Source organism: Gimesia maris, from assembly GCF_008298035.1.
GTDB classification, from domain to species: domain Bacteria; phylum Planctomycetota; class Planctomycetia; order Planctomycetales; family Planctomycetaceae; genus Gimesia; species Gimesia maris.
Genome location: NZ_CP042910.1, coordinates 845,720 through 870,589, shown reverse-complemented (window position 1 = coordinate 870,589; position 24,870 = coordinate 845,720). Strand labels below are relative to the sequence as shown.

17 protein-coding genes are annotated in these 24,870 nt (G+C 50.5%); 7 read left to right on the top strand and 10 right to left on the bottom strand.

Going from position 1 to position 24,870, the window contains the following annotated elements:
• Positions 1-57: 57 nt before the first annotated feature.
• On the top strand, positions 58-1,671 hold the full coding sequence (locus GmarT_RS03205) for a hypothetical protein (protein WP_002644384.1): 1,614 nt from the start codon (positions 58-60) through the stop codon (positions 1,669-1,671).
• Here the strand turns inward: GmarT_RS03205 and GmarT_RS03200 are convergent, their stop codons facing one another.
• Positions 1,672-4,266: a carboxylesterase family protein gene (locus tag GmarT_RS03200; protein WP_002644385.1), complete on the bottom strand. Its 2,595-nt coding sequence runs from the start codon at positions 4,264-4,266 to the stop codon at positions 1,672-1,674.
• 321 nt (positions 4,267-4,587) lie between these two features.
• Between GmarT_RS03200 and GmarT_RS03195 the strand changes: the two genes are divergently transcribed.
• Positions 4,588-5,538, top strand: a complete 951-nt coding sequence (locus tag GmarT_RS03195) for a YHYH protein (protein ID WP_002644386.1) — start codon at positions 4,588-4,590, stop codon at positions 5,536-5,538.
• A 66-nt stretch (positions 5,539-5,604) separates the two neighbouring features.
• Here GmarT_RS03195 and GmarT_RS03190 read toward each other — a convergent pair whose 3' ends face one another.
• Together GmarT_RS03190 and lgt are read right to left on the bottom strand one after the other, a co-directional pair.
• Positions 5,605-6,234 (bottom strand): RNA polymerase sigma factor, encoded by a 630-nt coding sequence (locus tag GmarT_RS03190; protein WP_232097245.1) that lies wholly within the window; start codon positions 6,232-6,234, stop codon positions 5,605-5,607.
• Positions 6,235-6,507: 273 nt separating this feature from the next.
• Positions 6,508-7,359 (bottom strand): prolipoprotein diacylglyceryl transferase, encoded by an 852-nt coding sequence (gene lgt, locus GmarT_RS03185; RefSeq protein WP_002644388.1) that lies wholly within the window; start codon positions 7,357-7,359, stop codon positions 6,508-6,510.
• Positions 7,360-7,561: 202 nt separating this feature from the next.
• On the opposite strand from lgt, the gene GmarT_RS03180 reads away from it, so the two are divergent.
• A complete protein-coding gene (locus GmarT_RS03180; protein ID WP_187782336.1) occupies positions 7,562-9,058 on the top strand; it encodes a hypothetical protein in 1,497 nt (498 codons plus the stop codon).
• A gap of 31 nt (positions 9,059-9,089) precedes the next feature.
• Here the strand turns inward: GmarT_RS03180 and GmarT_RS03175 are convergent, their stop codons facing one another.
• Together GmarT_RS03175 and GmarT_RS03170 are read right to left on the bottom strand one after the other, a co-directional pair.
• Complete coding sequence (locus GmarT_RS03175; protein WP_002644390.1) at positions 9,090-10,631, bottom strand: tripartite tricarboxylate transporter permease; 1,542 nt, start codon at positions 10,629-10,631, stop codon at positions 9,090-9,092.
• Between the two features lie 57 nt (positions 10,632-10,688).
• Entirely contained in the window at positions 10,689-12,065 is a 1,377-nt protein-coding gene (locus GmarT_RS03170; RefSeq protein ID WP_149302424.1) for a tripartite tricarboxylate transporter substrate-binding protein, read from the bottom strand.
• A 429-nt stretch (positions 12,066-12,494) separates the two neighbouring features.
• On the opposite strand from GmarT_RS03170, the gene GmarT_RS03165 reads away from it, so the two are divergent.
• From GmarT_RS03165 to GmarT_RS03155, 3 genes are read left to right on the top strand one after another with little or no spacing between them, the layout of a single operon-like run.
• Positions 12,495-14,876 (top strand): DUF1592 domain-containing protein, encoded by a 2,382-nt coding sequence (locus GmarT_RS03165; RefSeq protein ID WP_002644392.1) that lies wholly within the window; start codon positions 12,495-12,497, stop codon positions 14,874-14,876.
• Positions 14,869-16,212 carry a DUF1552 domain-containing protein gene (locus GmarT_RS03160; RefSeq protein ID WP_002644393.1) on the top strand — a complete coding sequence of 448 codons (1,344 nt, stop codon included), beginning with the start codon at positions 14,869-14,871 and terminating at the stop codon, positions 16,210-16,212. The genes GmarT_RS03165 and GmarT_RS03160 overlap by 8 nt, the downstream gene beginning before the upstream one ends.
• A 53-nt stretch (positions 16,213-16,265) precedes the next feature.
• Positions 16,266-17,060, top strand: coding sequence for a DUF8091 domain-containing protein (locus GmarT_RS03155; protein ID WP_002644394.1), 795 nt, complete (start codon positions 16,266-16,268; stop codon positions 17,058-17,060).
• Between the two features lie 759 nt (positions 17,061-17,819).
• Here the strand turns inward: GmarT_RS03155 and hisB are convergent.
• From hisB to ychF, 3 genes are all read right to left on the bottom strand, one after another.
• On the bottom strand, positions 17,820-18,407 hold the full coding sequence (hisB, locus tag GmarT_RS03150; RefSeq protein ID WP_002644396.1) for an imidazoleglycerol-phosphate dehydratase HisB: 588 nt from the start codon (positions 18,405-18,407) through the stop codon (positions 17,820-17,822).
• A 193-nt stretch (positions 18,408-18,600) separates the two neighbouring features.
• Positions 18,601-19,665: a histidinol-phosphate transaminase gene (hisC, locus tag GmarT_RS03145; RefSeq protein ID WP_002644397.1), complete on the bottom strand. Its 1,065-nt coding sequence runs from the start codon at positions 19,663-19,665 to the stop codon at positions 18,601-18,603.
• Positions 19,666-19,821: 156 nt separating this feature from the next.
• Entirely contained in the window at positions 19,822-20,913 is a 1,092-nt protein-coding gene (gene ychF, locus GmarT_RS03140) for a redox-regulated ATPase YchF (protein ID WP_002644398.1), read from the bottom strand.
• A 344-nt stretch (positions 20,914-21,257) separates the two neighbouring features.
• Here ychF and GmarT_RS03135 point away from each other — a divergent pair, with 344 nt between their 5' ends.
• Positions 21,258-23,057 (top strand): arylsulfatase, encoded by a 1,800-nt coding sequence (locus tag GmarT_RS03135; protein WP_002644399.1) that lies wholly within the window; start codon positions 21,258-21,260, stop codon positions 23,055-23,057.
• Between the two features lie 30 nt (positions 23,058-23,087).
• Here GmarT_RS03135 and GmarT_RS03130 read toward each other — a convergent pair whose 3' ends face one another.
• Entirely contained in the window at positions 23,088-23,909 is an 822-nt protein-coding gene (locus GmarT_RS03130) for a glycosyltransferase family 2 protein (protein ID WP_002644400.1), read from the bottom strand.
• A gap of 7 nt (positions 23,910-23,916) precedes the next feature.
• On the bottom strand, positions 23,917-24,675 hold the full coding sequence (locus GmarT_RS03125; RefSeq protein ID WP_044236520.1) for a glycosyltransferase family 2 protein: 759 nt from the start codon (positions 24,673-24,675) through the stop codon (positions 23,917-23,919).
• Positions 24,676-24,870: the final 195 nt, after the last annotated feature.

Below are 24,870 nucleotides of genomic sequence, written 5' to 3'. Positions count from 1 at the left end.
ATTTCGTTTTATTCCGCTATCTCATTTCTAAATATTAAACTGTCTATTGAGTCCAGTATGAACTCGTTTCTGAATACCATCATCTCATTGTCGCCTGTGTTACTGGTCGTCATGCCGATCGCAGGTGCCTGCTTTGGCTGGGGAATTTCCCAGTTGGGCCTGGAATTCAATCGCTGGACCGCATTTTCCAATTCGCTCATCTCCTGTGTGATTCTGTCCGCATTGCTGACAGCTCCCGCATTGAAAAACGAGAGCCCTACCCGCGCGATTTCCATTTCTCTGAAGCTGCCTGCTGCCGAAACCGGTCATGCAAATCGAGAAATGCCACGTCATTTTCAATGGACGATAGACCGTTTATCACTCTGGTTTCTGCTGCTGCCCACTTGTGTGTGGCCGGCACTGATACTGCTCTCCCCGCGGATGGGGGTGGAATCACGAGGACATTATTTCCTGCTCATGCTGCTGCAGTCGTTTCTGGCAGGACTGTTGGTAGCTTATGATCTGATCAGTTTTGTTACTTTTCAGCTGACTTCCACATTCTGCATGCTCTGCCTGATCCGCATCTGGAGTGGTTCACGCTCGATTCGTCTGCTGGAAAGTACAATGTATCTGCAGTTTCTGGGAGATGTATTGATCGTGGCTGGGCTGGTGCTGGCATCAACTGGTTACACCTGGATGCAGGGTCTGCTGCTGGAATCACCTCAACCGGTCACATTTCAATTTAATGAGATTTTACAGGGCACGGTAAACGATGTTGCGCTTTATCCGCTGGCAGAAACTTACTGGAGTACGATCTCTCCCTGGATATTCCTGATCCTGATAACGGGTTTCACCATCAAAGGGTCAATCTTCCCGGTTCATTATGGTTTGACACAGTGGATGAAACAGGACGCGGGCTCCATGTTCAATACGAAGGATCAATCTATCTGGTGTCTGGTCCTGCTGGCATTATTCACCAAAATCAGTGTATATGGAATGCTGCGATTTATGGCCCCTTTGAATCATGGGGCTGTGCAGAGCATCTCAACGGTGATCAGCTTCTGGGGAATGTGTGGCTTTCTCTATTTTTCTCTGCTGGCCTGCCGAGGAGGCCTGGTGCAAAGCATCCTCTGTTTCGTGCTGGGGCAGAGCGTATTAACACTCACTCTACTGTTTTCTGCAGAACCTGTCGCCATTCCGAATCTGATCCTGTTCCATGTCATCCAGGGACTGGCATGCTGCCTGTTGCTGCTGTTGATCCCGGTTCTGTCAGTACCTGTCACTGGGAAAGCCAACCGACTGCAGCAGTGGCTTGCCGGCTTTATGATTTTGACACTCGCCGGACTACCGGGGCTGGGAGGTTTTACTGCACAGTTTGCCTTTTTGTGGAGCCTGTTACAGGACAGTCTGCTACTGGGGTTATTTTACCTGGCAGGTTACCTGCTGTTTCAGTTGGCTTTGATCCGCGGATTCTGGCAATTGATGAACGCTGCTGCAGATACCAAACCGCAGCCGGAAGACAATTCGCTGTACGAACCGGTACACCGTCTCTTCGCCTGGCTGGCCTTCGGCCCCGCGATACTGCTCATCCTGGCAACAGGCATCTGCCCGGCTTCGCTGACTGAAGAAACCCTGTTGCCGTTGTTTCCTGCCAGCATCACTGGTAGTGAAACAGAAGACATGGAAAACTGATCAATTATCTGAGGCTTCGAAAAGCATGCCACTTGCATTGCCATTTTCGGGCAGGAATTCAAAATGAGAGCCCGCCGCCAGCGTGAAGACCTGCATCTGATTATTGACTTTACGTCGGTATAACAATGGCGTAGCAGCATCGAATGTGTGCGACTCACCGGGCTTTAATTTGTAAGGCCCGCCCCAGTCGCTGTAGGGACTTTTGAGTTCGTATTCCATTTCGACTTTGGTGTCATTGGTCAGTTTGAGTTCGGGTACGGTGAAAGTCGCCAGCAGTTGAGGATTAGACCAGTCGACTTTATTGATACGATAGCGACCGAAACCCAGTTCGATATCGGGAATCTCTGCGACGGAAGCAGGCCCCTGCTTTGTCCAGCCGCCCCACGCAGACTGCACCAGATCCCTCAGTTTCTGTTGATCGATGCTGGTATCCTGCGGTTTATAATCGGGAGCAAACCGGGCGGTACCTCCAATTTTTGCCCCACCTTCCCAATCCAGTTTCAAAGCACGTTTGGAATAACTGCGATCCACAATCTCTGCTTCCACATCCTGGCCTAGCGTGAGAGTAAATTCGGCGTACGGGATCCACTTTTTATCTGAGGCTGATTTTTTAATCGCCATCGAGATCGCGGCCTGAGGAACTTCAAACCGGAAGGGATTGTTATCTGTTTTTTTGGACTTCCCACCATCTTCAACCTGAATGGGTCTGGTGAGTACCAGTTCGGCCCAGATTTTCAAATCATCGCCGTACTGCTTCAGATCAGGAAAGACCTGTTGCATTGTTTTGGGGTCGACCAGTGTTTCGAAGGAATGTCCGGGAATATCCTGTACGGGAATTCGCGCGACGTCGGCCTGGACCAGCATTTCTGTTAATGGTTTCAGTATGCCGGGGGCGACACCAATCTGTAAGTCAGACACCTTGGGGATCTCGTTGACGGATCGCCCGAAAGAATTCAATCGTTGTATCTGTGCAGGCGGCGCAGCGGAATCGACGGCAGCGACTGTCAGACCAAAGCTGAGGGAAATACCCTGCTTGTCTGTCAGGACTTGCCGCGGCGCGAGTTGCATCCGGGGCCGGTAGACAGGCAGCGGCCAGATGGCATCAACAATCTGGCTGGCTTCGTCGAAATTCATCTGCTTTTCCAGCTCTTCCACCAGGCCGGGAACAATGGCTTTAACTTCGTCTTCAATGCGTCCTTTGCTGCCGTAGATACCACTTACCAGTCCACTGGAAACTTTTTCCGAAGTCATACCAATCCCGCGTGTAGAAACTCCTGCCGGACCGGAGACGTACCAGTTGTTCTGGGGAATATTGAAACGGGAACGCAGCAACTGCAGCTTGATACGGTTGTTTTTAATGTAAGGTCTCACATCAAAACTCAACCAGACCGGTTCCTGGTACCCGATGCTGACGGAGATCGGCCCTGCGACAGCAGCATGACGATTGCCGTTCACATAAGTACTTCTGATATAGAGGTCCACGTTCTGAATGCCAAGTTGAATATTTAAAGTATCTGCGGCATAGGCTTCGACCGCGGCACGGGCCAGTTCCCCTTTGTAAGAGATTCCGGAAAACTGCACGCTGAAACTGCGCCCCTGGGCGACCGTGGAATCATAGATGTCATTGATGCCTCCCTCGAGCATGTCGGGAGGGACCATGCTGGGAACTGCATCTGCCAGTGTTTTGAGGAATCGATTCCCCAGTCGAACCGAGACGGCGTTATCAATTACCAGAGCGGGTACGAATGGCGTATCTGCCTCGACTTCGGCAGGACGCTTCTGATCGGGCTTTACCAGTAGTGGTGCGGTGTTAGCGACGTCGATTGACGGATTCAGCATCCAGTCGAACAGTGGTTTTGTATAAGCGACCTTCCAGACATCGTGTCCCTCATCGGGAACTTCGGTAAAACGCGGATTTCCGCCGGCCTTCCGGACCGCATCGACCATCTGTTTTGTTTCACCGGGTAATACCACCCGATCGTTGGCCCCGTGAAAGGCCCAGATGGGAGTCGCTTTGAGTCGGGAGGCCCAGTCGGCTTTCCCACCACCGGCGAGTGGTACGACGGCTGACCAGCGTTTGGGATCAGCGGCAGCCAGGCTCCAGGCGCCGTAACCTCCCATAGACCAGCCTGTCAGAATCTGCTGATCGGCGCTGGTCGAATAATCTTTCATGACGTTATCGAGGATCTGCAGAGCCCGTTTTCCATCAGGGGAATCAGCGAGCCAGCCCGCCAGCAGACTTGCCTGCCTGATCTCAGCCTGAGGAAAGACAACAATAAACGGAAAGGTATCTGCCTGCTGCTTGATCACAGGTCCAAGGCCAACCTGAATCGGCTTCAATCCATCGTCACCCCGTTCCCCCGCACCGTGTAGAAACAGAATGACCGGATATTTTTTCTCAGGGTTATAGTTTTTGGGTACAAAGACTACATAGCGATGTTCGCCCTGATCGTCTTTAAACACCTTATTTACAAATCCCGTTTCCGTTGTATTCTTCTGTGCCTGCAACTCGGCCGGTGTCTGTAGCAGTACCAGGGTCAGCAGTACGAGAGTTGATCGAAACGCAAACGAAAATCGTGTTCGAAGAGTTTGCATGGGCTCAATCCGTTTCCAGATTCCGCAGAATCAGAGTGGTGGTCGTTCAATCCGTGAGTGAGAGAATTCAGCGTCGATCGGTCATGACGACGACTGCCTGCTTCATACTCGATTTTTATGAGCGCGCGGCTGGCTGTCAACAGAACGCCCGTTTCCCGCCCCGATCCATGTAGATATATGGCAAGACGACATTTGGCATGTTTTAAAGAAATTGCATAAAACCCTGTGGATTCGCCCTCTTATTGCCCGTTATCAAAACTGGTAAGAAGAATTGATGAATTTAATGTCCGGTCGAGATCGAACTCAAAAAAGGGGCGTGCTTTGAATTATCGACGACTCACTTTCTGTATCATAGGCGTGATCTGCAGTACGGCACCTGTATTGGGGTATCCACCACCGGGATTTGGGCCAACAGGTACCGCCGCGACTAATCAGGTCAAATTGATCATCAAAGGCAATTACCGGTACATCTATTCCAATGGGATCCCCGATCATCAGGCAGGGCAGTTTCCCAACAGAAACAACCCAAACTCAATTCGTCCCCAGCATTACGAATATCGAGTGCCTGTGGAACCCAAGGTCTCGCGTAACAGCACTCCCTGTCAGCATTCCATCTTTGGGATTGCCGTCAACGGCGTGGTCTTCGATCCCGGAACCGCAGAATACTGGAATCGTGACTTCCGGTCCGGCTGGAATTATGAGGCACTTTCCGGCAAGATCAATCTGGGACTCGATCAGAGCAATGCTCACGTACAGCCTACCGGAGCCTACCATTATCACGGTCTGCCGCATGGTCTGATTTCCAAACAGGGGAAGACAAATGAAATGACCCTGATTGGAGTCGCCGCGGATGGGTTTCCGATTTATTCACAGTATGGTTACTCAGATGCGGATGATGCAACAAGTAAACTCCGCAAAATGAAATCGAGTTTTCAGATTAAAAAAGGGAGTCGACCGGGAGGCCCGGGTGGCAGATATGATGGCACTTTTGTAGCCGACTATGAATACGTTAAGGATTCTGGTGATCTGGATGAGTGCAATGGTCGCTTTGGCGTTACCCCGGAATACCCTGAAGGCATTTATCACTATTACCTGACAGAAGTATTTCCCTTCATTCCGCGAAATTTTCGAGGAACTCCAGACCCCAGTTTTCAGAAACGGGGACCAGGGCCAGGACAGCATGGCGGACCGGGACGCGGCGGATTCGGACCTCCCCCGTTTGGCGGGCCACCGGCATTTGGCAGGTCTCAGAATACGAACCGCGGACGCTAGGAAAAAACAGACAAGAGGCAAGTAATCGAAGAAACTCAACTCACAGAGAGGAGGTTTGACAGACGATTAGAGCGTGCGCGTGTTAGACTGATTTTCCCGCATTCGGTTGCGAGCCCGTGACAGTGTCGGCCCAATCGAATTTTCCGGGATGTCCAGATCACTGCTGATCTGCTGGTAAGACTTACCCTGCAGGTGGTATTGTTCAACAATCTGCGCATCAGTGGGAGACAGTTGCCTGATCATATTCTGAATTTCTTCCTGATCATCGACAAGCTGCTGGTGACGTGCATGTTCTTCAGACGCGTATTCCATCTTGGACTTGGTGGAAACATGTCCCAGGGCTTCCGCCATACGACGCTCAACCATTTTTTTTACAACGACACGCCGTGAAACCACGGTTAAATAAGTGGCCAGCGAACTGTTGCCACGAAAATTTCGCAGAACCCTGTAATCATTCGCGAGGAGGACCAGAAAAACTTCTGACAGAAGATCATCGACATCATTGTCAGTTACGCGAACGCTCCGTGCGTGCGCCGTGTGATGGATGACGTGTGTGAACAGGCCAATGAACCGGTCTACAAAATCCTTCCATGCTCCCGGCTCTTCAGCGAGACAACGCCTGAGCAAATTTCTGTCTATGTCCGTGAGAGCCACAAATCGCCTCAATTCATATAAGTCGCCGCCGTCTGGCAGCAAGCGAGTTAAGCCTGCATCTCATTATACACCGAAGTCCATCCTCCGTGTTGCAAAAAAATGCCCGAAATCCAAATGATCGTTTTAACCTGATCATTAGTAGTAAAATCTGGGTATTTTGCCCGCGAACTTTACTGGTAACTGGGATTTAAGGCAATACGATCCTGAAAAATATACAAAACCACACATTTTCACCTTTGATCGGCACGTTTTAACAGACGTTTGGAGCAACGATTTCTAACCGGAAAATCTATACATAATCCCACATCACATGCTTTATGTTGTTTTTTTAGCTTGCAATTCCGTTTCGAGAGGAGGTGCCGGCCTGCGTCTGATCAACAGGACAACGCCTGCAATCACAAGAGGAATACTCAGCATCTGCCCGACACTCAAAGGTAGATTCTCTGCAAACTCTGCCTGTCGCATTTTATAGAATTCCAAAATGAAACGTGCGGTAAAGACCATGATGAAGAACAGGCCGATGAGTAATCCGCGGGGCGTTTCACTGCGATATTTTCGATAGACCAACAAGAGAATGATAAAAAAGCAGCCATAGCAGAACGACTCATACAACATGACAGGATGTCGGGGCAGCAACCGTTCTTCGGGACTTTCGAGACCCAGACCATCCTCAAATACGATGGCCCAGGGCACGTCGGTCACGCGCCCCAGAATTTCGGAGTTGAAAAAGTTACCGATGCGAATAAAAAAGCCAGCCAGAGCAACGGGAATGGTCAGGCGATCCAGCAGCCATAACAGGGGCTGATCAGGATGATTACGTGAATAGAGCCAGGCGGAAAGGGTAATCCCGATCGCAGCACCATGGCTGGCCAGGCCACCATTCCAGATCTGCAGGAGTCTGATAGGATCGCTGAGATAATCCATCGGATGATAAAACAGACAATGTCCCAGGCGCGCGCCGATGATGGTGCCCAGCACCATATAAATCAATAGTGATTCGACATCGTCCACGTTCCGTTTTTCGGTACGAAACATCCAGCGCAGCAGCAGATAACCACAGATAAATCCAGCGGTAAAGAACAGGCCGTAATAGCGTATCTTAACCGGACCGATTTCGAACAGAATGCGATTGATGTCCCAATGCAGATAGCCAATCAGTGGATTCACTTGACTTATTACTCCTGGATTCTGAAATGCAGATCTGTTGTTCTTTTCTGAGATTTCAGAATGACTTCAATATGCTATGATAACCAGACCGAAAGATAGACCATTCTCTGAGTTAAGCCTAGTCCGAATTGCTGTTTCCAGCCTTGTTTGAGCCTGAACATTCTTTTTTTCCCTGGTTCTCCGTTGAAAGCTTGATTTCCCGATGAACACTGTTGTGCCTCGACTGATTTCAGGGGTATTCGCTGGCATTACAGGACTGGCGGTACTCGAAATGTTACGTCTGAAAGGGTCAACCCTCGTTCAGCAGCCTTCCCTGGCAACGATACTGGCGGCCTGCGGCGTGATGGGGACGCTGGTGGGAATCGTCGGCTGTCTGATGCCGCGCCGTTATTGGAAAATTCTACTCTCGAATGGCCAACAGTTTTATTCCGCTTTGGCATTGCCACGGCCCATGGTGAATCACTGGGCTGGCAGCCTGCTGCTGTCCGGTTCACTTGTCGTCTATTTTATTGTGCTCATGAACATACTCCCACAGCAACCACCTCCTGATAATAACGATCAAGCTTCATTTCTGATGCAGGCAAAAGCCGTCCAGGAAGCAGGTGGACCTGTGACGCTGGCACAGCAACTGATGGCCGGTGAATATTCCGAAGCAAACCAACATCCGCTCTATGTGGCTCTGCTTTCGTATTTCCCCAACTATGAAACGGGGAAACGACTGTCGGCTATGTGTGGGTTATGCGCGCTGCTGATTTTTACGATGGGGATTGCCCGTTGTTATGGAAATCTGGTGGGAGGCCTCACAGGAATTCTACTCAGCATCAACGCCGCGTATTGTCAGTTAACAGCACGGGTCGTCTGTGAAGGGCTGTTACTGATTTTTGTCGCTGCATTGTGGCTGATGGTATTACGAATACCCGACTTCCGAAAGCCATCACGGCTTCCCTCTCTACTGCTGATCGGGATTGGCCTGACGCTGGGACTGGCATGGCTGACAAAAGGAACTGCACTCTTGCTGATGCTGGGACTGGTACTCTGGTTGTGTTCCTATACAGTTAACTGGAACCGCTGTATTCCCGCGATACTTCAACAGCAACCGACTGATGATTCAATGACCGGTGAGAATCAGACAAAACACACAACAGTCCCTTTGAAACGGGTTGTAATCGGTGTTGCACTGGTCATCGGCAGTTTCACAGTGATCGCGGCACCACTGTTGATTCGCAATGTACGCGTCTATGGCAGTCCGACCTTTAATGCCAATTCGTATCTATTGTTTGAAGATGAATTCAGCGAACCACACGCGTTGATTAAAGAACGCGGTTCGCTGCGCAATGCTGCTCAGAACTACTGGCAGTCACACACGATTTCCGAAATGATCAAACGGGAAGTCAAAGGTTTGCTGTGGCAGATATTCATCTTCCTGCGCAGTCTGGGTCCCCTGCCTTTTGGCGAGGGGAGGCTGTTCTTCGGACTGCTGGCACTACCATTTCTGATCGTGGGATTGATGTCGGAAAGCGGACCGTCCCGCCGGCTGTACCTGATCTGCATGCTGTTATTCTGTCTGGCTTTTGCCTGGTATCTGCCGATCGCGGCGGGCGAGCGGTTCCTGATCCCTCTGCTGCTGCCAAGCCTGGCATTTGTAAGCCTGGGCCTGGTGCGCACCGGTCAATTGCTGCTCGTTCGTCGATCTGGCTGACCCGTTTCACCTGTGCAATACATCACATTTTTCAAGCCGGAGTCGACCATTTTTTTCTGAGCAGAGGCATGATGAGTGGCACGAGCCAGAGGGCGATGCAGAAGATTCCCAGGGCGGCTGAGATGGGACGGTTAAAGAAAGAAAGGATGCTGTCGTCTTTGGAAAGATTCTGTACGAAGGACTGTTCCAGTTGCCCACCGAGAATGATACCCAGCACAACCGGCCCGAGGGGTATTGCAAAGACTTCCAGGATAAATCCGAGGATGCCCATGCCGAGCATGACCCAGACATCGAAGTAACTGCCATTGATGGAGTAAGAACCGACGACACAGAACATCAGAATCAAAGGCATCAGGATGCGGCGGGGAATACGAACCAGCTGCGCGCCGCTGCGAATGGCCAGAAAACCCAGGGGAATTAACAGCAGGTTGGCGATAATAAACGTCAGATAAATACCATGCACGAGAACCAGCTGATCTGGATTTTCGAAGATACCTGGACCAGGGGTAATATTTTTCATCAACAGTACGCCGATGACAATCGCGGTTACCGAGTCGCCGGGAATCCCCAGTACGAGTGCGGGAATCCATGCGCCGGCAAGCGCCGAGTTGTTGGCGCTCGTGGCATCGCCGACTGCATCGAGAGATCCTTTGCCATACTCTTCAGGCGTTTTGGAACATTTTTTGGAAACGGCGTACGAGATCCAGGCAGCGATGTCGGCTCCGGCGCCGGGGATCATGCCGATCGTCGAACCAATACAACTGGAGCGGAACCAGCTGAATTTTCGTTTCCAGAGTTGAGGCAGCACGCCGCCAAAAACAGGCTTGAGATGTTTGAACCAGGATTTGTCTACTTCGACCGGGAGCGCCGACTTGAGTTTTTCAGTTTCCTCCTCTGTTTTTGAAGTCAGCGTATTGCGAAATACTTCGGAGAGACCGAACAAGCCGATCATGGCCGGGACAAAATTAATACCCGTAAACAGTTCGTCAAAGCCAAATGTGAAACGGGGCACGCTGTGCACCTCGCTCAAGCCGACTGTGGCAAACATCAGTCCGATCATCAGAGCAAGCGCCCCTTTAAGTCGGGAGCCAGTGGAAACAATGGCGGCACAGCTCAAGCCGAGCACATAGAGCCAGAAATATTCGTAGGTCGTAAACTCAAACGCGATCTTCGCCAGTTGTGGAGCGGCGAGAATCAGAACGAGCGCGCCGAACAAACCGCCGGCAACACTGAAGACCAGCGAAACGCCGAGAGACGTTTCGTGCAGACCGCGGCGGGTAAGCGAATACGCGTCGTCGGTATAAGCGGCTGAAGAGGGAGTCCCCGGTATGCGAACCAGTGTCGTCGGAATATCGCCGGCAAAAATACTGCAGGCTTCCAGCGTCACAATCGCGGCAATCGCAGACAGGTTATCCAGATAAAAGGTAAGTGGTATCAACAACGCAACCGCCATCGTGGCGGTTAATCCGGGGATGGAACCAACAAACAGTCCATAGACGGCCGAGAGAAAAATTACCAGCAGGACTTCAGGCGAGACGATATTCTGAAGCGCGGTGATGAATGTCGATTCCATGTTGATTCTTCAAGTTGCGAGGCGAATGTCAGAGTCAGTACAATGTCGAGTCGAAAGCTACCAGCCAAGTACACCCCGTGGCAGGGGAACCCGCAGGAGTAGAGCGAATAATGTGTAAATTCCCGGAACGAAAAGTACGGTGATCAAAGCACAGACCCATAAGCGCGTACCAAACTTCCAGAGCAACAGAAACAGAACGACTCCCGCTGTCAGTATAAAACCGAGTTCTTCGGCAAACAGTAAGTAAAACACGATCCCCGTCAGTACAAGTATGGTATTGATGATGCCCTGCCGGGTAACCGCATCGCCGGTCACTTCTGGAGCGAGGGCGTGAACTTTTTTCTGAACTGCCAGACACCCCAGGATCACACACATGGCGAACGCGATCATCCCCGGGAAGACCAATGGTCCGGTATCCCGTGTCGACATCTTCGCGAAGGCATCACTGGTTAACAGTTTCCCCAGCGTCTCGTCATTCGATTTCAGGAAAGCAGAGAACTCATCACCGGCCCGATAACGGGTGCTCAGACCAGCCTCCCGCATGGCTTCGGGAAATGATTGCCCATTGAGTCTGACGTCACCATCCGTGATTTTATTGACAACTGCCGAGACTTTCTCCACGATCGGTTCCGGCGTTCCTGCAGGTAGCGCAAGACCATTCCAGCCTGAGATGCTCCAGTTCATATCCTGCGAAATGAAAGTAGGCACTTCGGGAAACTCTGCCAGCGGCTCCTCTGCCATCACACCCAGGCAGCGGACCTGTCCCGATTCGTAGAGCGTCTTGGCTTCAGGCAGGCTGCAGCAGACCAGATCCACGCCGCCACTGGCAAGTTCCTGCAAAGAGGGACCCGCACCATTCATGGGAATCCACTTGATGTCTTCCGCGTTGAGTTCACTGAAGTCGAGCCAGCCTGCCAGCGCCAGATGCCAGATGCCGCCGCTCGCCGTACCGGTGGCCGTCAGTTTGCCGGGGTGGGTTTTTACATAGTCCTGCAGTTCCTGCATGTTCTGAAAGGGAGAATCTGTTTTAACAAAGACTGCTGCGGCCCCATCCACGAGTGAGACAATCGGGACGGCATCCCGATGCGTGAGTTTTGTCAGGTTCTGCCAGTGCAGCATATTGAGTTCGCCGGTAATGATGGCCAGCGTATAACCGTCGGGCCGGGCATTGAGGCCTCGACTGTGCCCGGTCACACCACGACCGCCTGTGGCATTGATGACGTTAACGGGGACGCCTAATTCCTGCTCCAGATACACGCCTAACTGTCGCGACGTGCGATCTGTCGCGCCACCGACTGACCAGGGACATATAATCGTAATCGGTCGATCCGGATAATTATCGACTGTACTCGAAGAACAGCCGTTCAACAGGAACAGGCAGAGAAAAAGAAGTTTCCACCGGACACTAACAGTAATCATCGCGCGCTGATTCATCAGTTCAGTACCAGATAAGGACAGGAAGTCAAATTGTTTGAATGAAGAAACCTGCCTGAACAGCAGATCGCATTCCCTAGGATGCAGAGCCGAATAGAGCCTGTCAATAACCAGCAAACCGGCAGTGTCGGGTTTCGTTAAGTTCGCATTAAATACTTAACAACTAAAAATATTGAAACTCTGTGCCCGCCTGCTGAGTAGAATACAGTCAGGCAGTCAATCGTGTTATAATATGGTTCAGTTACAGGAGATCTGCAGCAGACTGATCTTGCAAAACGGTCTCCCGTGACGTTACGCTGTAGTATAGAAATTCCTGCCACTAAATACCTGCCTCAGTCTGAATGTGTGCAAGCGACGCGCTCACAGCTTTCGATCTCAAACCGCTCGAAAGAAATCAACCTGAGTCCCCCGCCCGAAGGTTTTGTATAAATGCGAATGATGGAAATCACATCCCGGCTCTGTAAATTGAAGGCCTTGAAAAGTGTCTGCATGACAGCCTGCAGTCTGAGCCTGGTGATCTGTCTCTCCGATGCAAACGGAGCGCCGTTGAGCCTGGAGAAATCAGAAAAGCAATTTCAGTCCCAGGTGAAACCGTTCATTACGAAGTACTGTCTTGACTGCCACACGGGAGCCGAGGCAGAAGCCGGTCTTGGCCTGGAAAAATATCAGTCCCGCGACAGCATTGTGGAACAGCGTGAAGCGTGGGAAAAAATCGTGAAACGCATCCAGATTCAATCAATGCCTCCCAAGGATGCGGGCACTCTACCAACAGACAAGGAACGGGAAGACGTTCTGGCCTGGTTTGACGATGCCCTGTACGGAGTTGACTGCTCAGGTGAAATCGACCCGGGTCGCGTCACCGTTCGCCGACTGAACCGCAGCGAATATAACAACACCATTCGTGATCTGCTTGGCGTCGATTTTGAACCAGCAGAAAACTTCCCCTCCGATGATGTGGGTTATGGATTTGATAACATTGGTGACGTGCTGACTCTGCCTCCCCTGTTAATGGAAAAATATCTGGATGCAGCAGAAGAGATCTCCGAAAAAGCCATTTTTGCAAATACGCCTGACAGTTATCCCTGGCAGAAAATCAAGGAGAAGAACTTCCAGAAAGAAGGCGCTGTTACAATCAGAAAGAGTGGTGCAGGCTTTCATTCCCGCGGCACCCTGGCTGGGAAGATTGAACTCAAGCAGGCCGGAAAATATGACTTCCAGATTATTGCCGGTTCAACTGCTGCCGGAACCGAACCGGCAAAAATGGAAGTCAAGCTGGATGGCAAGCTGTTGAAAACATTTGATGTCAAAGAGGACAGGAACTCTCCCGGTACATTCACCATGCCCGAGGCAGTCCGACTGCCTGAGGGGAAACATGTCCTGACCATTTCGTTCCTGAATGACTTCTACGATCCCAAAGGTCCTCCCAATAAACGGGATCGGAACCTGTATGTGAATGAGGTCGCATTCAAAGGACCACTGGGTCAACTGCCCGCGGATCTGCCTGCCTCACATCATAAAGTCATCACCTGCACTCCAGGCAGCGGCCGCTCAATCCACTATTGTGCCGAGAAGATTATCCGCGAATTTGCCACCCAGGCATTCCGGCGTCCGGTCAGCCGGGAAGAAGTCGCTCCGGTCGTGGAACTGGTCGAGGCGCGTGTCAAATCGGGCCGTACCTTCGAACAGGGAATTCAGGTGGGTCTCCAGGCGATTCTGGTTTCCCCTCACTTTCTGTTTCGGATTGAAGGTCTGCAGGATCCAGGCAGCAAAAGTGACAGTCGGACCATTGCTCAATATGAAATTGCTTCCCGGCTCTCCTACTTCCTGTGGAGCAGCATGCCGGATCAGACTTTGTTTGACCTGGCAGCCCAGGGACGACTGCATGACCGGCGTACCCTGCAGGTACAGGTCAAACGCATGCTGGAAGATCCCAGGTCAGAAGCATTCGTCAAAAACTTTGCTGGCCAGTGGCTGAATCTGCGAAACCTGGATGACCTGACGCCCGATCCACGAAAATTCCGCGTATTCAATTCCCGGTTGAAGGCAGACATGCGTCGTGAAACGGAAGAGTTTTTCAGCTACATTATGAAAGAAGATCGGAGTGTGATCGAATTCATCAACGCCGATTACACCTTCATGAATGAGAATCTGGCGAAATTTTACGGGAATGACAAAATCAAAGGAGATCAATTCCAGAAGGTCAGCCTTGATAAATCGAAACGAGCCGGTCTGATCACCCAGGCAAGTATCCTGACATTAACTTCCAACCCGGGTCGGACCTCTCCTGTGAAACGGGGAAAATGGATCATGGAAAACATTCTAGGCACCCCACCCCCTGCACCGCCGCCTAATGTGCCTGAGCTGGAAGAGGCAGCAGGTGCGAAGCCCAATGCCACGTTACGCGAGCAGTTGGCATTGCATCGTAAGATCGCCGGTTGTGCGGCCTGTCACGATCAGATGGATCCTTTAGGACTGGGTTTCGAAAACTTCGATGCCATTGGTCGCTGGAGAGAGAAGGAAGGAAAGCATAAAATCGATTCTTCTGGTCAATTACCCAGTGGTCAGGCTTTTCAGAGTCCCGTAGAATTAATCGGGATTCTGGAAGAGCAGAAACAGGGGTTTTGCCGATCCTTAGCAGAGAAGATGCTGACTTACGCCATTGGTCGTGGTGTCGAATACTATGACAAGTGTGCGCTGGATGAAATCACCAACAACTTTACTACCAGAGGCTATCGCTTTTCGGCACTCGTCACCGAAATTGTCACCAGCGATCCATTCCTGAAACGTCAACGAGGTTCTCACAATGACTAATCTCCTGAAACGCCGTACATTCCTGCAAGGGCTTGGAACAACGATGGCACTGCCATTGCTGGACATCATGCAGCCCCAGTTGAATCTGGCCGCCGCTGCTCCTGCTGCGGCGAAAGCGCCCGTCAGAACCGCTTTCATTTTCTTCCCGAACGGAGTGATTGGTCCTTCATGGTATCCCACTTCTACGGGTCTGAACTATGAGATGCCGAAATCACTGAAACCTCTGGAAAGTCTGAAGTCGGATATCAATGTGATTTCCGGACTGGCCCAGATCAATGCCCGCGCTCTGGGAGATGGGGCTGGTGACCATGCCCGCTGTGCTTCCGTGTATCTCACCAGTGCGCACCCGACAAAAACCAGCGGTGCCGACATTAAAGCCGGTGTTTCTGTGGACCAGGTTGCCGCTCAGCAGGTAGGTCATCTGACGCGTCTGCCTTCGCTGGAACTGGGTATGACACGCGGCCGAAACGCCGGGCAATGCGACTCTGGTTACAGTTGTGCTTACTCGTCCAATATATCCTGGCGGACACCTTCTACGCCAACGGCAAAAGAGATCGTTCCCAAACTCGCATTCGAACGCCTGTTTGGCGGTGGCGCCGAACGGGAAAAACAGCGTGCCCGCCACCTGAAAGACCGTCAGAGTATTCTGGACCTGGTCAAACACGATGCAGACCAGTTGAAGAAACAACTGGGTCGTAATGACCAACGCAAGATCGATGAATATTTTACCAGTGTGCGGGAAATCGAACAGCGAATTGAGCGCAGTACCCATCACGAAAAAATCAAACCGCCGGAAATGCAGCTGCCAGAGGGTATTCCCAGTGAGTTTCAGGAACACATCCGCCTGATGTACGACCTGCTGATTCTTGCCTTCCAGACCGATACCACACGTGTCGCCACATTTATGGTAGGCAATGCCGGCAGTAACCAGACCTTCCCGATGGTCGGAGTGAATTCAGGACACCACGAACTGTCACACCATCGCAATGATGAAAAGAAAATAGCCGACATTCAAAAAATTGATGAGTACCTGACTTCCCAGTTTGCTTACTTCCTGAACCGTCTCAAAGCGACGCCAGAAGGAAACAGTAACCTGCTGGATAACTCGATGATCTGTTATGGGAGCGCCATCGGCGATGGTAACCGCCACAGCCACCATGATCTGCCGATTATTCTGGCCGGTAAAGGTGGTGGTACTATCAAAACCGGTTTCCACCATCAGGTCAAAACGGAAACACCGTTAAGCAACCTGTTCGTCTCCATGCTGGACCGGGCAGGAGCTCCGGTAACGTCATTTGGCGACAGTACAGGCCGCCTGACTGTCATTGATTCCTGATCCAGGCTGGATATCATCAATTGCAACATCATTCAGGCTGCTGACCACATGAGGTGAGCAGCCTGAATGCGTTTAAGATTCATATAGACACAGTCTTCTATCTGGCCTACCATGCCCGGCAATCCCCGTCTGGCTTACTGAACTTTCCCTCTCCTGAACGTGCACCTGGTATGGAAACCTCACTGCATCGTCAATTGAAATCGTACTATGCACCGAATAGCGAGTGTGAAGAAATCACGCTGGGTTCCTACAGAATTGATGCCATTGATGGCGACCGACTGATTGAAATTCAGCATGGTTCTCTGGGAGCAATACGCGACAAGGTCCGCTGCCTGCTGGAAGACCATGACGTGCATGTCGTCAAACCAATTGCGATCCGGAAATATCTGATTAAGCGGCAGAAGAAGAATGGCGAGCCGATCTCCGCTCGTTTCAGCCCCCGTCGTGGCTCTGTATTCGATCTGTTTGAAGACATGGTTCATTTCGCGAATGTTTTCCCGCATCCACGCCTGACGCTGGAAGTGGCGCTCACCATTCAGGAGGAACACCGGATCGCACGAAAGCCCCGCCGCTGGAAGGGTAAAGATTACCGGGTGACCGATCGAGTACTGCGATCAGTGGAAGACCAGATCGCGTTCAATACGGCAGCTGACCTGCTCAAGTTAATCCCGGGAAAGCTCCCTGCCCCCTTTCAGACCAAAGATCTGGCCAAGGCAGCTGGTATCCCCCGCTGGCTGGCACAGAAGATGGCCTACTGCCTGCGTAACACCGGCGCGATTAAACTGGTCGGGAAAGAGAAGAACGCATTGCTGTATGAAATCGAAGCGGAAAATCAGGCAGCTGCCTGAATGAGAAAAAGGGAAACTCCCGAAATAGAGAATTGTGAGCTTCATTCACAATAAATTTGACTACCAACCAACTTACTCATAATCCGTACAGAGCCATCAAGTCCTAGGCTGCCGCTGACACTTACTGGCCATTATTCTCGGCAGTCAAAACAACCCAAGTCGCCATCCGTATTGGCACAAGCGGTGATTTCGGGAGTTTCCTCATTTAATTTCTACAACGTTCCGAAATGAACTCTGTTTCTAACCAGAATCAAACAGATCCGCGCAATCAGGATGCAAAGTGCCCGCAGAGAATTTCGATCGAGGACCGAATACCGGGTGTAACTACGATCTCATTGCGAAGAGTGGTTTCAACATCGTTGATGGTGTTGAATCAGTTCACATCAAAGAACCGATCTTGCCACGATGCTGTCTATTCAGGTTGTGACTGGAAACAGTCCAAGTCGGAATGGCAAAAGTTAAATTTAAAAACACGCTGAAACGCTGAAGCCAAACGGGCTGGATCAAATGAAATCCAGTTCAAATCACTTCAACGAACCAGAGCTAATTCTCAGATTAACTTTTCCAGGCTGAGAGTCAACATAGATGCCACGAAAAAGCGCACGAAAAAAAAATTCGTTTTTTTCAGCGGTGATAACTTACCGAACATTGACTTTCGCATTGAAAATGCAGTCAGAAAAATCAGTCATTTATTCACTGTTTTCAGCGAAAAACAGACGCGGAGCCAGAGCGTTTTTCAGCAATTTTTTACAGTGATGATTACAGCACGCCTTTGGAAGAAGGGACTCCCTGTTGACGTGGATCAATGGTAACCGCCTGTCGAAGCGCCCGCGCTGTTCCTTTAAACAGTCCTTCCGAAATGTGATGACTGTTACCACCATGATGCAGAACCTGATGCAGGTTTAACAGACCATTCGAGGCAAACGCCTGCCAGAATTCCCGAACGAGTTCGGTATCGAACTGACCAATTTTTTCGGTAGGAAACTGAACGTCAAACACAAACCAGGAGCGACCGCTTAAATCAAGCGCCGTCGTGACCAGGGTCTCTTCCATGGGCAGTGTGATTGAGCCATAGCGTGTGATTCCTTTTTTATCGCCCACCGCTTCACAAAGCGTTTTTCCGAGACAGATACCTACGTCTTCGACTGTGTGGTGATAGTCAACCTCCAGATCTCCGTTGGCCTTGACTGATAAATCAAACAAGGCATGACGGGCCAGAAGGGTCAGCATGTGGTCAAAGAAACCGACGCCGGTCTGAATATCCGACTGGCCACTGCCATCCAGTTCCAGCGACAATTCAATCTGTGTTTCTGCGGTATCACGTTTAATCGATGCTTTGCGACTCATTTGAGAGAACTCATATAATAAAGGTCAACTGGTTGATTTCTATAATCTTACAGCCCGGAACGGTTTTCTCAAAAATGCTTCGCCGCGACAGATCGACTTGGTGTCAATTCAGAGAAAGACTGTCGGCCTGAATTGCATAACCGTTGCAATCGCGCCGGGGAGAAAGTCAAACTGTGCACGCTGTAACAGTGATTCAACCGATCTCCTGCAGTGCATTGAGAACCGCCTGAACTTCGTCATCAGTCCCGACAGTGATTCTCAAGCCATCCAGCACACCATCGGTAAGGCCAAACTTCATGTAGCGTACGAGTATCTTACGGCGTTTTAATTCCTGATAGCGGCGTTCATGTTGTTGATCAGGATGAGTGCACCAGACAAAATTGGTCTGACTGTCCACTGTATCAAATCCGAGTTGATTCAGTTCTGTCACCAACCGAGCCCGGGTTTCCTGAATTTTTTTTGTATTGGCCTGCATCCACTCCTGGTCTTTCATTGCAGCCAGCGCTGCTGCCAGGGACAGGGTATTGCAATTGTAGCTGTCCTTGACTTTCTGCATTCCCTGAATCAGTTTCGGATGCGCGACCGCAAAACCGAACCGAATGCCTGCCAGGCTGTATGACTTACTGAAAGTGCGCGTCACAATGATTCGCTCGCCTGCTTTCGATTTAAGCAGCTCGCCTTTGTGGGGCTGATCACAAAAATCGCCGTAAGCTTCATCGAGTACCAGCACGCCCTGGGGCGGAACCAGTGAAAGAATCTCGTCATCAGTCCAGCGGTTTCCGGAGGGCGCATTGGGGTTCGGCACAAACAATATTTTACTCTTGCCTGAAATTGCCTGTGCCTGCGAGACAGGCCAGCTCCAGTCCGGATTGAGTTGAATTTTCTCAAAACGGGCGCCCTGAATTTCCGCCAGAGTTTCATAGAGCGTATAGCTGGGATAAGGCGCTGAAACCAGATCGCCGGCATCGGCAAACGTTCTCATCAGAATCGTTAAAACTTCATCACTGCCGTTGCCGGGTAGAATCCAGTCGGGTTCCACCTGAAACAGGTCGGCTGCAACTTTGCGAAACTCGGTCGCCAGCGGATCGGGATAGATGTTCAACCGACCTGACAGCGCCTGTTCCACCGCTTCTTTGACGAGTGGTGAAGGCGGGTAGGGATTTTCATTCGTATTCAGTTTGACCCAGCCGGACTCCTGAGGCTGCTCACCGGGCGTATAGCCGGTCATCTGCTGAACCTGGGGACGAAACAGACTCATAATAATGTAAATCTCAATTCATTTGTTTAGGAGGTGAATCGATCAGAACGTACGGAGATATTCAGGATCGGACCTGAATACAGACAACATCGCTCAGACAGGAGTTCTCATAAAAATAAAAGAAGTCTCAGAAAGTCGGTTTATCTTTCTTCCTGTTTACACATTAAACAGGAAGTGGCAGATATCGCCGTCTTTCATCACATACTCTTTGCCTTCCACGCGAAGCTTACCCGCTTCCCGGATCGCTTTTTCCGTATGGTACTGTTCCAGGTCAGAGACGGAAAAGATTTCCGCACGGATAAAGCCCCGCTCAAAATCAGTGTGAATGACTCCCGCAGCCTGTGGTCCGGTAGCACCAATGGGTATGGTCCAGGCACGGATTTCAATCTTTCCCGCGGTAAAATAGCTCTGCAGACCGAGTGTATGGTAGGCAGCCCGGGCAACGACAGCCAGCGCCGGTTCTTCCAGCCCCACACTTTCCAGCATTTCTTTCTGATCTGCTTCATCCAGTTCCGCAATTTCTGCTTCCAGTCGACCACAGACGACAACCACTTCGCCCCCTTCTTCGGCAGCGCGTTGACGCACACGCTGGACCAGTTCACCTTCGCCTTGAATGTCATCTTCATCGACGTTTGCCAGATAGAGCACAGGTTTGGCAGTCAGGAACTGGTAGCCTTTGAATATTTTCTGCTGGTCCGGATTATCGAATGTGAGACCGCGTAACGGTTTTTCTTCTGCCAGACGAGTGGCACAGACTTCAAGTACGGCCAGACGCGACTTGGCTTCCGCATTTCCCGAACGGGCCGTTTTGGCTGCTTTCTGTTTGGCCAATTCGACAGTCTGCATATCCGCCAGCATTAATTCGATATCGATCGTTTCGATATCGCTGATGGGGTCCACTTTTCCTTCGACATGGATTACGTCGCCGTTTTCAAAACAGCGCACGACATGCAGAATCGCATCCACATTGCGAATATGAGACAGGAATTTGTTGCCGAGTCCTTCTCCTTCTGAAGCCCCCTTTACAATCCCCGCAATATCGACCAGCCTTAAAATGGCAGGGATCACCTTGTCGGTAGGGATATACTTATGAATCATTTCCAGCCGCGGATCTGGTACATTGACAATCCCCACATTGGGCTCAATTGTACAGAAGGGATAGTTTTCACTTGCAATTCCCGCAGCAGTTAACGCATTAAATAACGTAGATTTACCTACATTCGGCAGACCAACAATTCCGGCTTCCATGGTTCTTTTCAGTAATTAAATGAAGTTGAAATAATATTATCCGGCAGGAGATCCGCACCATAAATTCAAGAGATTCCCCGGATTGTGACACATCATAGCGTAGACCCGAATCAAAAGGAATTGATCGGTCCGTATGATCTGAACCCGTGTCATATCAGTTTCTGTTGAAATCAGCCCGGCTACAACCAACAGTGTCCCTGTTGCGGCAGTATAAATCTAAGACAAGTTAAAATTTAACTACCTTTCCCTACGAGGGGTAGTTAAACTGGACTATGGATAAAAGTACAAAAATCGATTTATATCTGTAATGATTTCTGAGTCATCAACACTTTGACGAGTAGGCTATGCGACCCATTCTGCACCTTTTGACCTTCATCCTGATCCTACTGGTCAGCCTGAAGGATTGCCCGGCAGACACTCCTGATTCTGGAAAACCGAATATTATTCTGGTCATCACTGATGATCAGGGATACGGCGATATTGCGGCCCACGGTAACCAGATGATCAAAACCCCAAATCTCGATCAATTATATCAGAAAAGTCTGCGGTTAACTAATTTTCACGTCGATCCCACCTGCGCTCCAACGCGTTCTGCCCTGATGACGGGTCGTTATTCGACGCGAACTGGTGTCTGGCATACCATTATGGGCCGTTCCCTGATGGATACAAATGAAGTCACGCTGGCGGAAGTTTTCAAAAGCAATGGCTACCGAACCGGACTCTTCGGGAAATGGCATCTGGGAGATAATTATCCATTGAGACCCCAGGACCAGGGATTTGGAACGGTCGTCCAGCATGGCGGCGGAGGTGTCGGTCAAACCCCGGATGACTGGCAGAATGATTATTTCAGCGATACCTATCTGCGAAACGGAAAGCCGGAAAAATTTCAGGGATATTGTACTGATATCTGGTTTGATGAAGCGTTGAAATTTATCGAAGCAGACAGAACAAAACCATTTTTCGCATACCTTTCCACCAATGCGCCGCATAGCCCTTATCTGGTCGATCCTGAATACAGCGATCCGTACGAAGATAAAGGGGTTCCGAAAAAAATGGCAGCCTTTTATGGCATGATCACGAATATCGATGAAAATATGGGAAGACTGCTCCGCTACCTGAAAGAGTCGGGACTGGAAAAAAATACCATTCTGATTTTCATGACCGATAATGGCACTGCTGCAGGTTTGCAACGCCCGAGTACTGAAGACCTGAGTAAAAAACAGCAACGACGACTTTCCAAAGGGAAACCAATCACACTGGAAACCTGGCCGGGCTTTAATGCCCGCATGCGGGGAACAAAAGGTTCAGAGTACGATGGTGGTCACCGCGTCCCCTGTTATATTCACTGGCCCCAAGGAGGTTTGACGGGTGGAAAGAATATCAACCAGTTGACCGCACATATTGACATTCTGCCCACGCTGGCTGACCTGTGTGATTTGACGATTTCCAGCGAACTCAAGCTGGATGGCACGAGCCTTGTCCCGATATTGACTGGCAATAAAGACGCACTACGAAACAGAACTCTGATTGTGCATTCACAGCGGATTGAATCACCTGAGAAATGGCGTAAATCATCGGTCATGGCCGAACGCTGGCGACTGGTCAATGAGAAGGAGCTGTATGATATTCAGAACGATCCCGGACAGACAAAAAATGTCGCAGCGGAATATGCGGGAGTTGTCAAATATCTGTCTGCAGAATACGAAAAATGGTGGAGCAGTTTGACCCCCGTTTTCAGTCGGTACGTCGCCATCGGCATCGGTTCCCGTTTCGAAAACCCGTCTCATCTAACCTGCCACGACTGGCACGCTCCCATAGAACAGGTTCCCTGGAATCATCAGCTGATTGCTAAAAACCCCGTTGCAAACGGGTTCTGGATTGTGGATGTCACAGAGCCAGGCACGTACGAAATCACCTTACGCTGTCGCCCGGAATCAGCTCATCACCCTCTAAAAAAAGGAAACGCCCGGATTCAGATTGGTGACGTGAAACGGGAACAGGCCGTGTCAGAAGGTGATTTGTCGACTACATTTGAAGTCGACCTGACCCGTGGTCAGAAAAAACTGCAGACCTGGCTGGACGAAGGAAATGGAGTGACGCGCGGCGCGTTCTTTGTAGAAATCTTCCGCAAAGAAAAGAAATAAGACGTTGAATTCTTTAACCGGATGATCCGCTCAAGCTGACTGTGCCTGCTCAATCCCGATACGAGCCCGAATGCGATCCGTCTCGATCAACTGTTGCAAACGACGCTGATTCTCTTCCAGCTGATCACGGGAGTTCTCCCGATGCCAGATATGAAATACTGCCGCTGCGAAACGGGCATCTTTATGATAGATTCCATTTCTGATCAACCGTAATACCAGGTCGGAGTCTTCCATTCCCCAGCCCGTGTAATCTTCATCAAAGCCATTGACCGCCAGCAAATCCTGTTTCCACGCAGAGAGGTTACAGGTTTTGGCGCCTTCCCACTGTCGTGCCAGTCGACGCCGATACCGGGTCCCCAGAGGAATTTGGAATAACGGCAAAAGACGGTTTATCTGCTTGCGACGTCGCGCTTGAAGCCAGTCGCTCCAGGTCCAGTTTGACACAGGAATTTTTTGCTCAAGCACTTCCCGTGAAAATTTTTCGGACAGCAGAACCCGATTTCCGGACAGGAACCAGCCTGTCTCTGCCAGCCGCTCATGAGCGGCTATAAACCAGGGAGCGGGAATACAGTCGCCATCTGTAAAGACAAGATAGTCTGCCTCTGAATCCTGAATCGCCCGGTTCCGAATTGCTCCGGCTCGAAACCCCTCGTCCGCATGCCAGACGTGTTTGACTGGAAACGGTGCCTGACTACGAAAATGGTCTAATACTTCACGCGTCTCGTCTGTCGATCCATCGTCGGCAATGATCAGCTCATCGGGGGGACGGCTCTGCGATAAATAACCGGTAAGCACTGCCTCCAGAGCAGCGGGCCAGTTATACGTCGTTATGATGACTGCAATTCGCGGCATGAACTGATCAGACTTCCTTCTGATTCGCTTTATTGATGACCATCAATTTCAGATAGCGGTAATAGGTTCCTTCTGCATTGGAGATGGCAAGCATGAAACCTTCTTTTCCGTCCAGGAAACCGGCACGAAGGAAGTAGGTCCGAATGAACGTCCACATCCCATGCATGACTGCTTTACAGAGTCCTGCCTGTTGTTTTTCTTCTGCCAGCATTTTCGCGCTGGCAGTCGAATACGAATTCATCGTATTGAGGATTTGCTCCAGTGTGAGTAACGATTCATGGATAATCGGTTCTCTCAGTTTTCCGGTTTTGCCTGCGACAACGATACGCTCATGTACCAGATCATCACTGAAGCTGGCTTTTCCCCGCCGAAAGAGTCGTACAACACGATCAGGCCACCAGCCACTATGTTTCATATAGCGGCCACAATAATTAGACCGACGGGGCATGGTATAGGCATCAAAGCGGGCAGGCATTTGAATGACGCGTTTGATCTCAGTCTGCAGATCATACGAGATTCGTTCATCTGCATCGATCGAGAGCACCCAGTCTTTAGTGGCATACTCCAAGGCACGATTTTTTTGTGGCCCAAATCCGGGCCAGTCTGTTTCATAGACCTTGTCTGTGTACTCGCGGCAGATGGCAACCGTCTGATCGCTGCTGCCGGAATCCAGGACGATGATTTCATCTGCCCAGGCAACCGACGCAAGACACTCGCGAATGGATGATTCTTCGTTCTTGACAATGACGATAATCGATAACGACATAAAGCTGACTTTGATACTACTTAAGAACGAGTCGCGATTCACAGGTGAATCGAACAATTTTCAAGATTGTCAACCGCGCGCGTTCCTGTTAAAAGAAGGTACCTGACTGACTCAGGTTATTATGATCTATTGACTTGTTTACTGAAAGATTGCCGAGAGTTTGGCAGGAATTAACTGTCTCGAAAAGAGCAATCG

Bases quoted from the DNA above. Each gene is read 5' to 3' on its own strand.
- GmarT_RS03125 (WP_044236520.1), bottom strand. From the start codon at position 24,675: ATGTCGTTATCGATTATCGTCATTGTCAAGAACGAAGAATCATCCATT.
- hisC (WP_002644397.1), bottom strand. From the start codon at position 19,665: ATGAGTCTGTTTCGTCCCCAGGTTCAGCAGATGACCGGCTATACGCCC.
- GmarT_RS03160 (WP_002644393.1), top strand. From the start codon at position 14,869: ATGACTAATCTCCTGAAACGCCGTACATTCCTGCAAGGGCTTGGAACA.
- GmarT_RS03170 (WP_149302424.1), bottom strand. From the start codon at position 12,065: ATGAATCAGCGCGCGATGATTACTGTTAGTGTCCGGTGGAAACTTCTT.
- GmarT_RS03205 (WP_002644384.1), top strand. From the start codon at position 58: ATGAACTCGTTTCTGAATACCATCATCTCATTGTCGCCTGTGTTACTG.
- ychF (WP_002644398.1), bottom strand. From the start codon at position 20,913: ATGGAAGCCGGAATTGTTGGTCTGCCGAATGTAGGTAAATCTACGTTA.
- GmarT_RS03200 (WP_002644385.1), bottom strand. From the start codon at position 4,266: ATGCAAACTCTTCGAACACGATTTTCGTTTGCGTTTCGATCAACTCTC.
- GmarT_RS03175 (WP_002644390.1), bottom strand. From the start codon at position 10,631: ATGGAATCGACATTCATCACCGCGCTTCAGAATATCGTCTCGCCTGAA.
- GmarT_RS03135 (WP_002644399.1), top strand. From the start codon at position 21,258: ATGCGACCCATTCTGCACCTTTTGACCTTCATCCTGATCCTACTGGTC.
- GmarT_RS03165 (WP_002644392.1), top strand. From the start codon at position 12,495: ATGCGAATGATGGAAATCACATCCCGGCTCTGTAAATTGAAGGCCTTG.
- GmarT_RS03180 (WP_187782336.1), top strand. From the start codon at position 7,562: ATGAACACTGTTGTGCCTCGACTGATTTCAGGGGTATTCGCTGGCATT.
- hisB (WP_002644396.1), bottom strand. From the start codon at position 18,407: ATGAGTCGCAAAGCATCGATTAAACGTGATACCGCAGAAACACAGATT.
- GmarT_RS03130 (WP_002644400.1), bottom strand. From the start codon at position 23,909: ATGCCGCGAATTGCAGTCATCATAACGACGTATAACTGGCCCGCTGCT.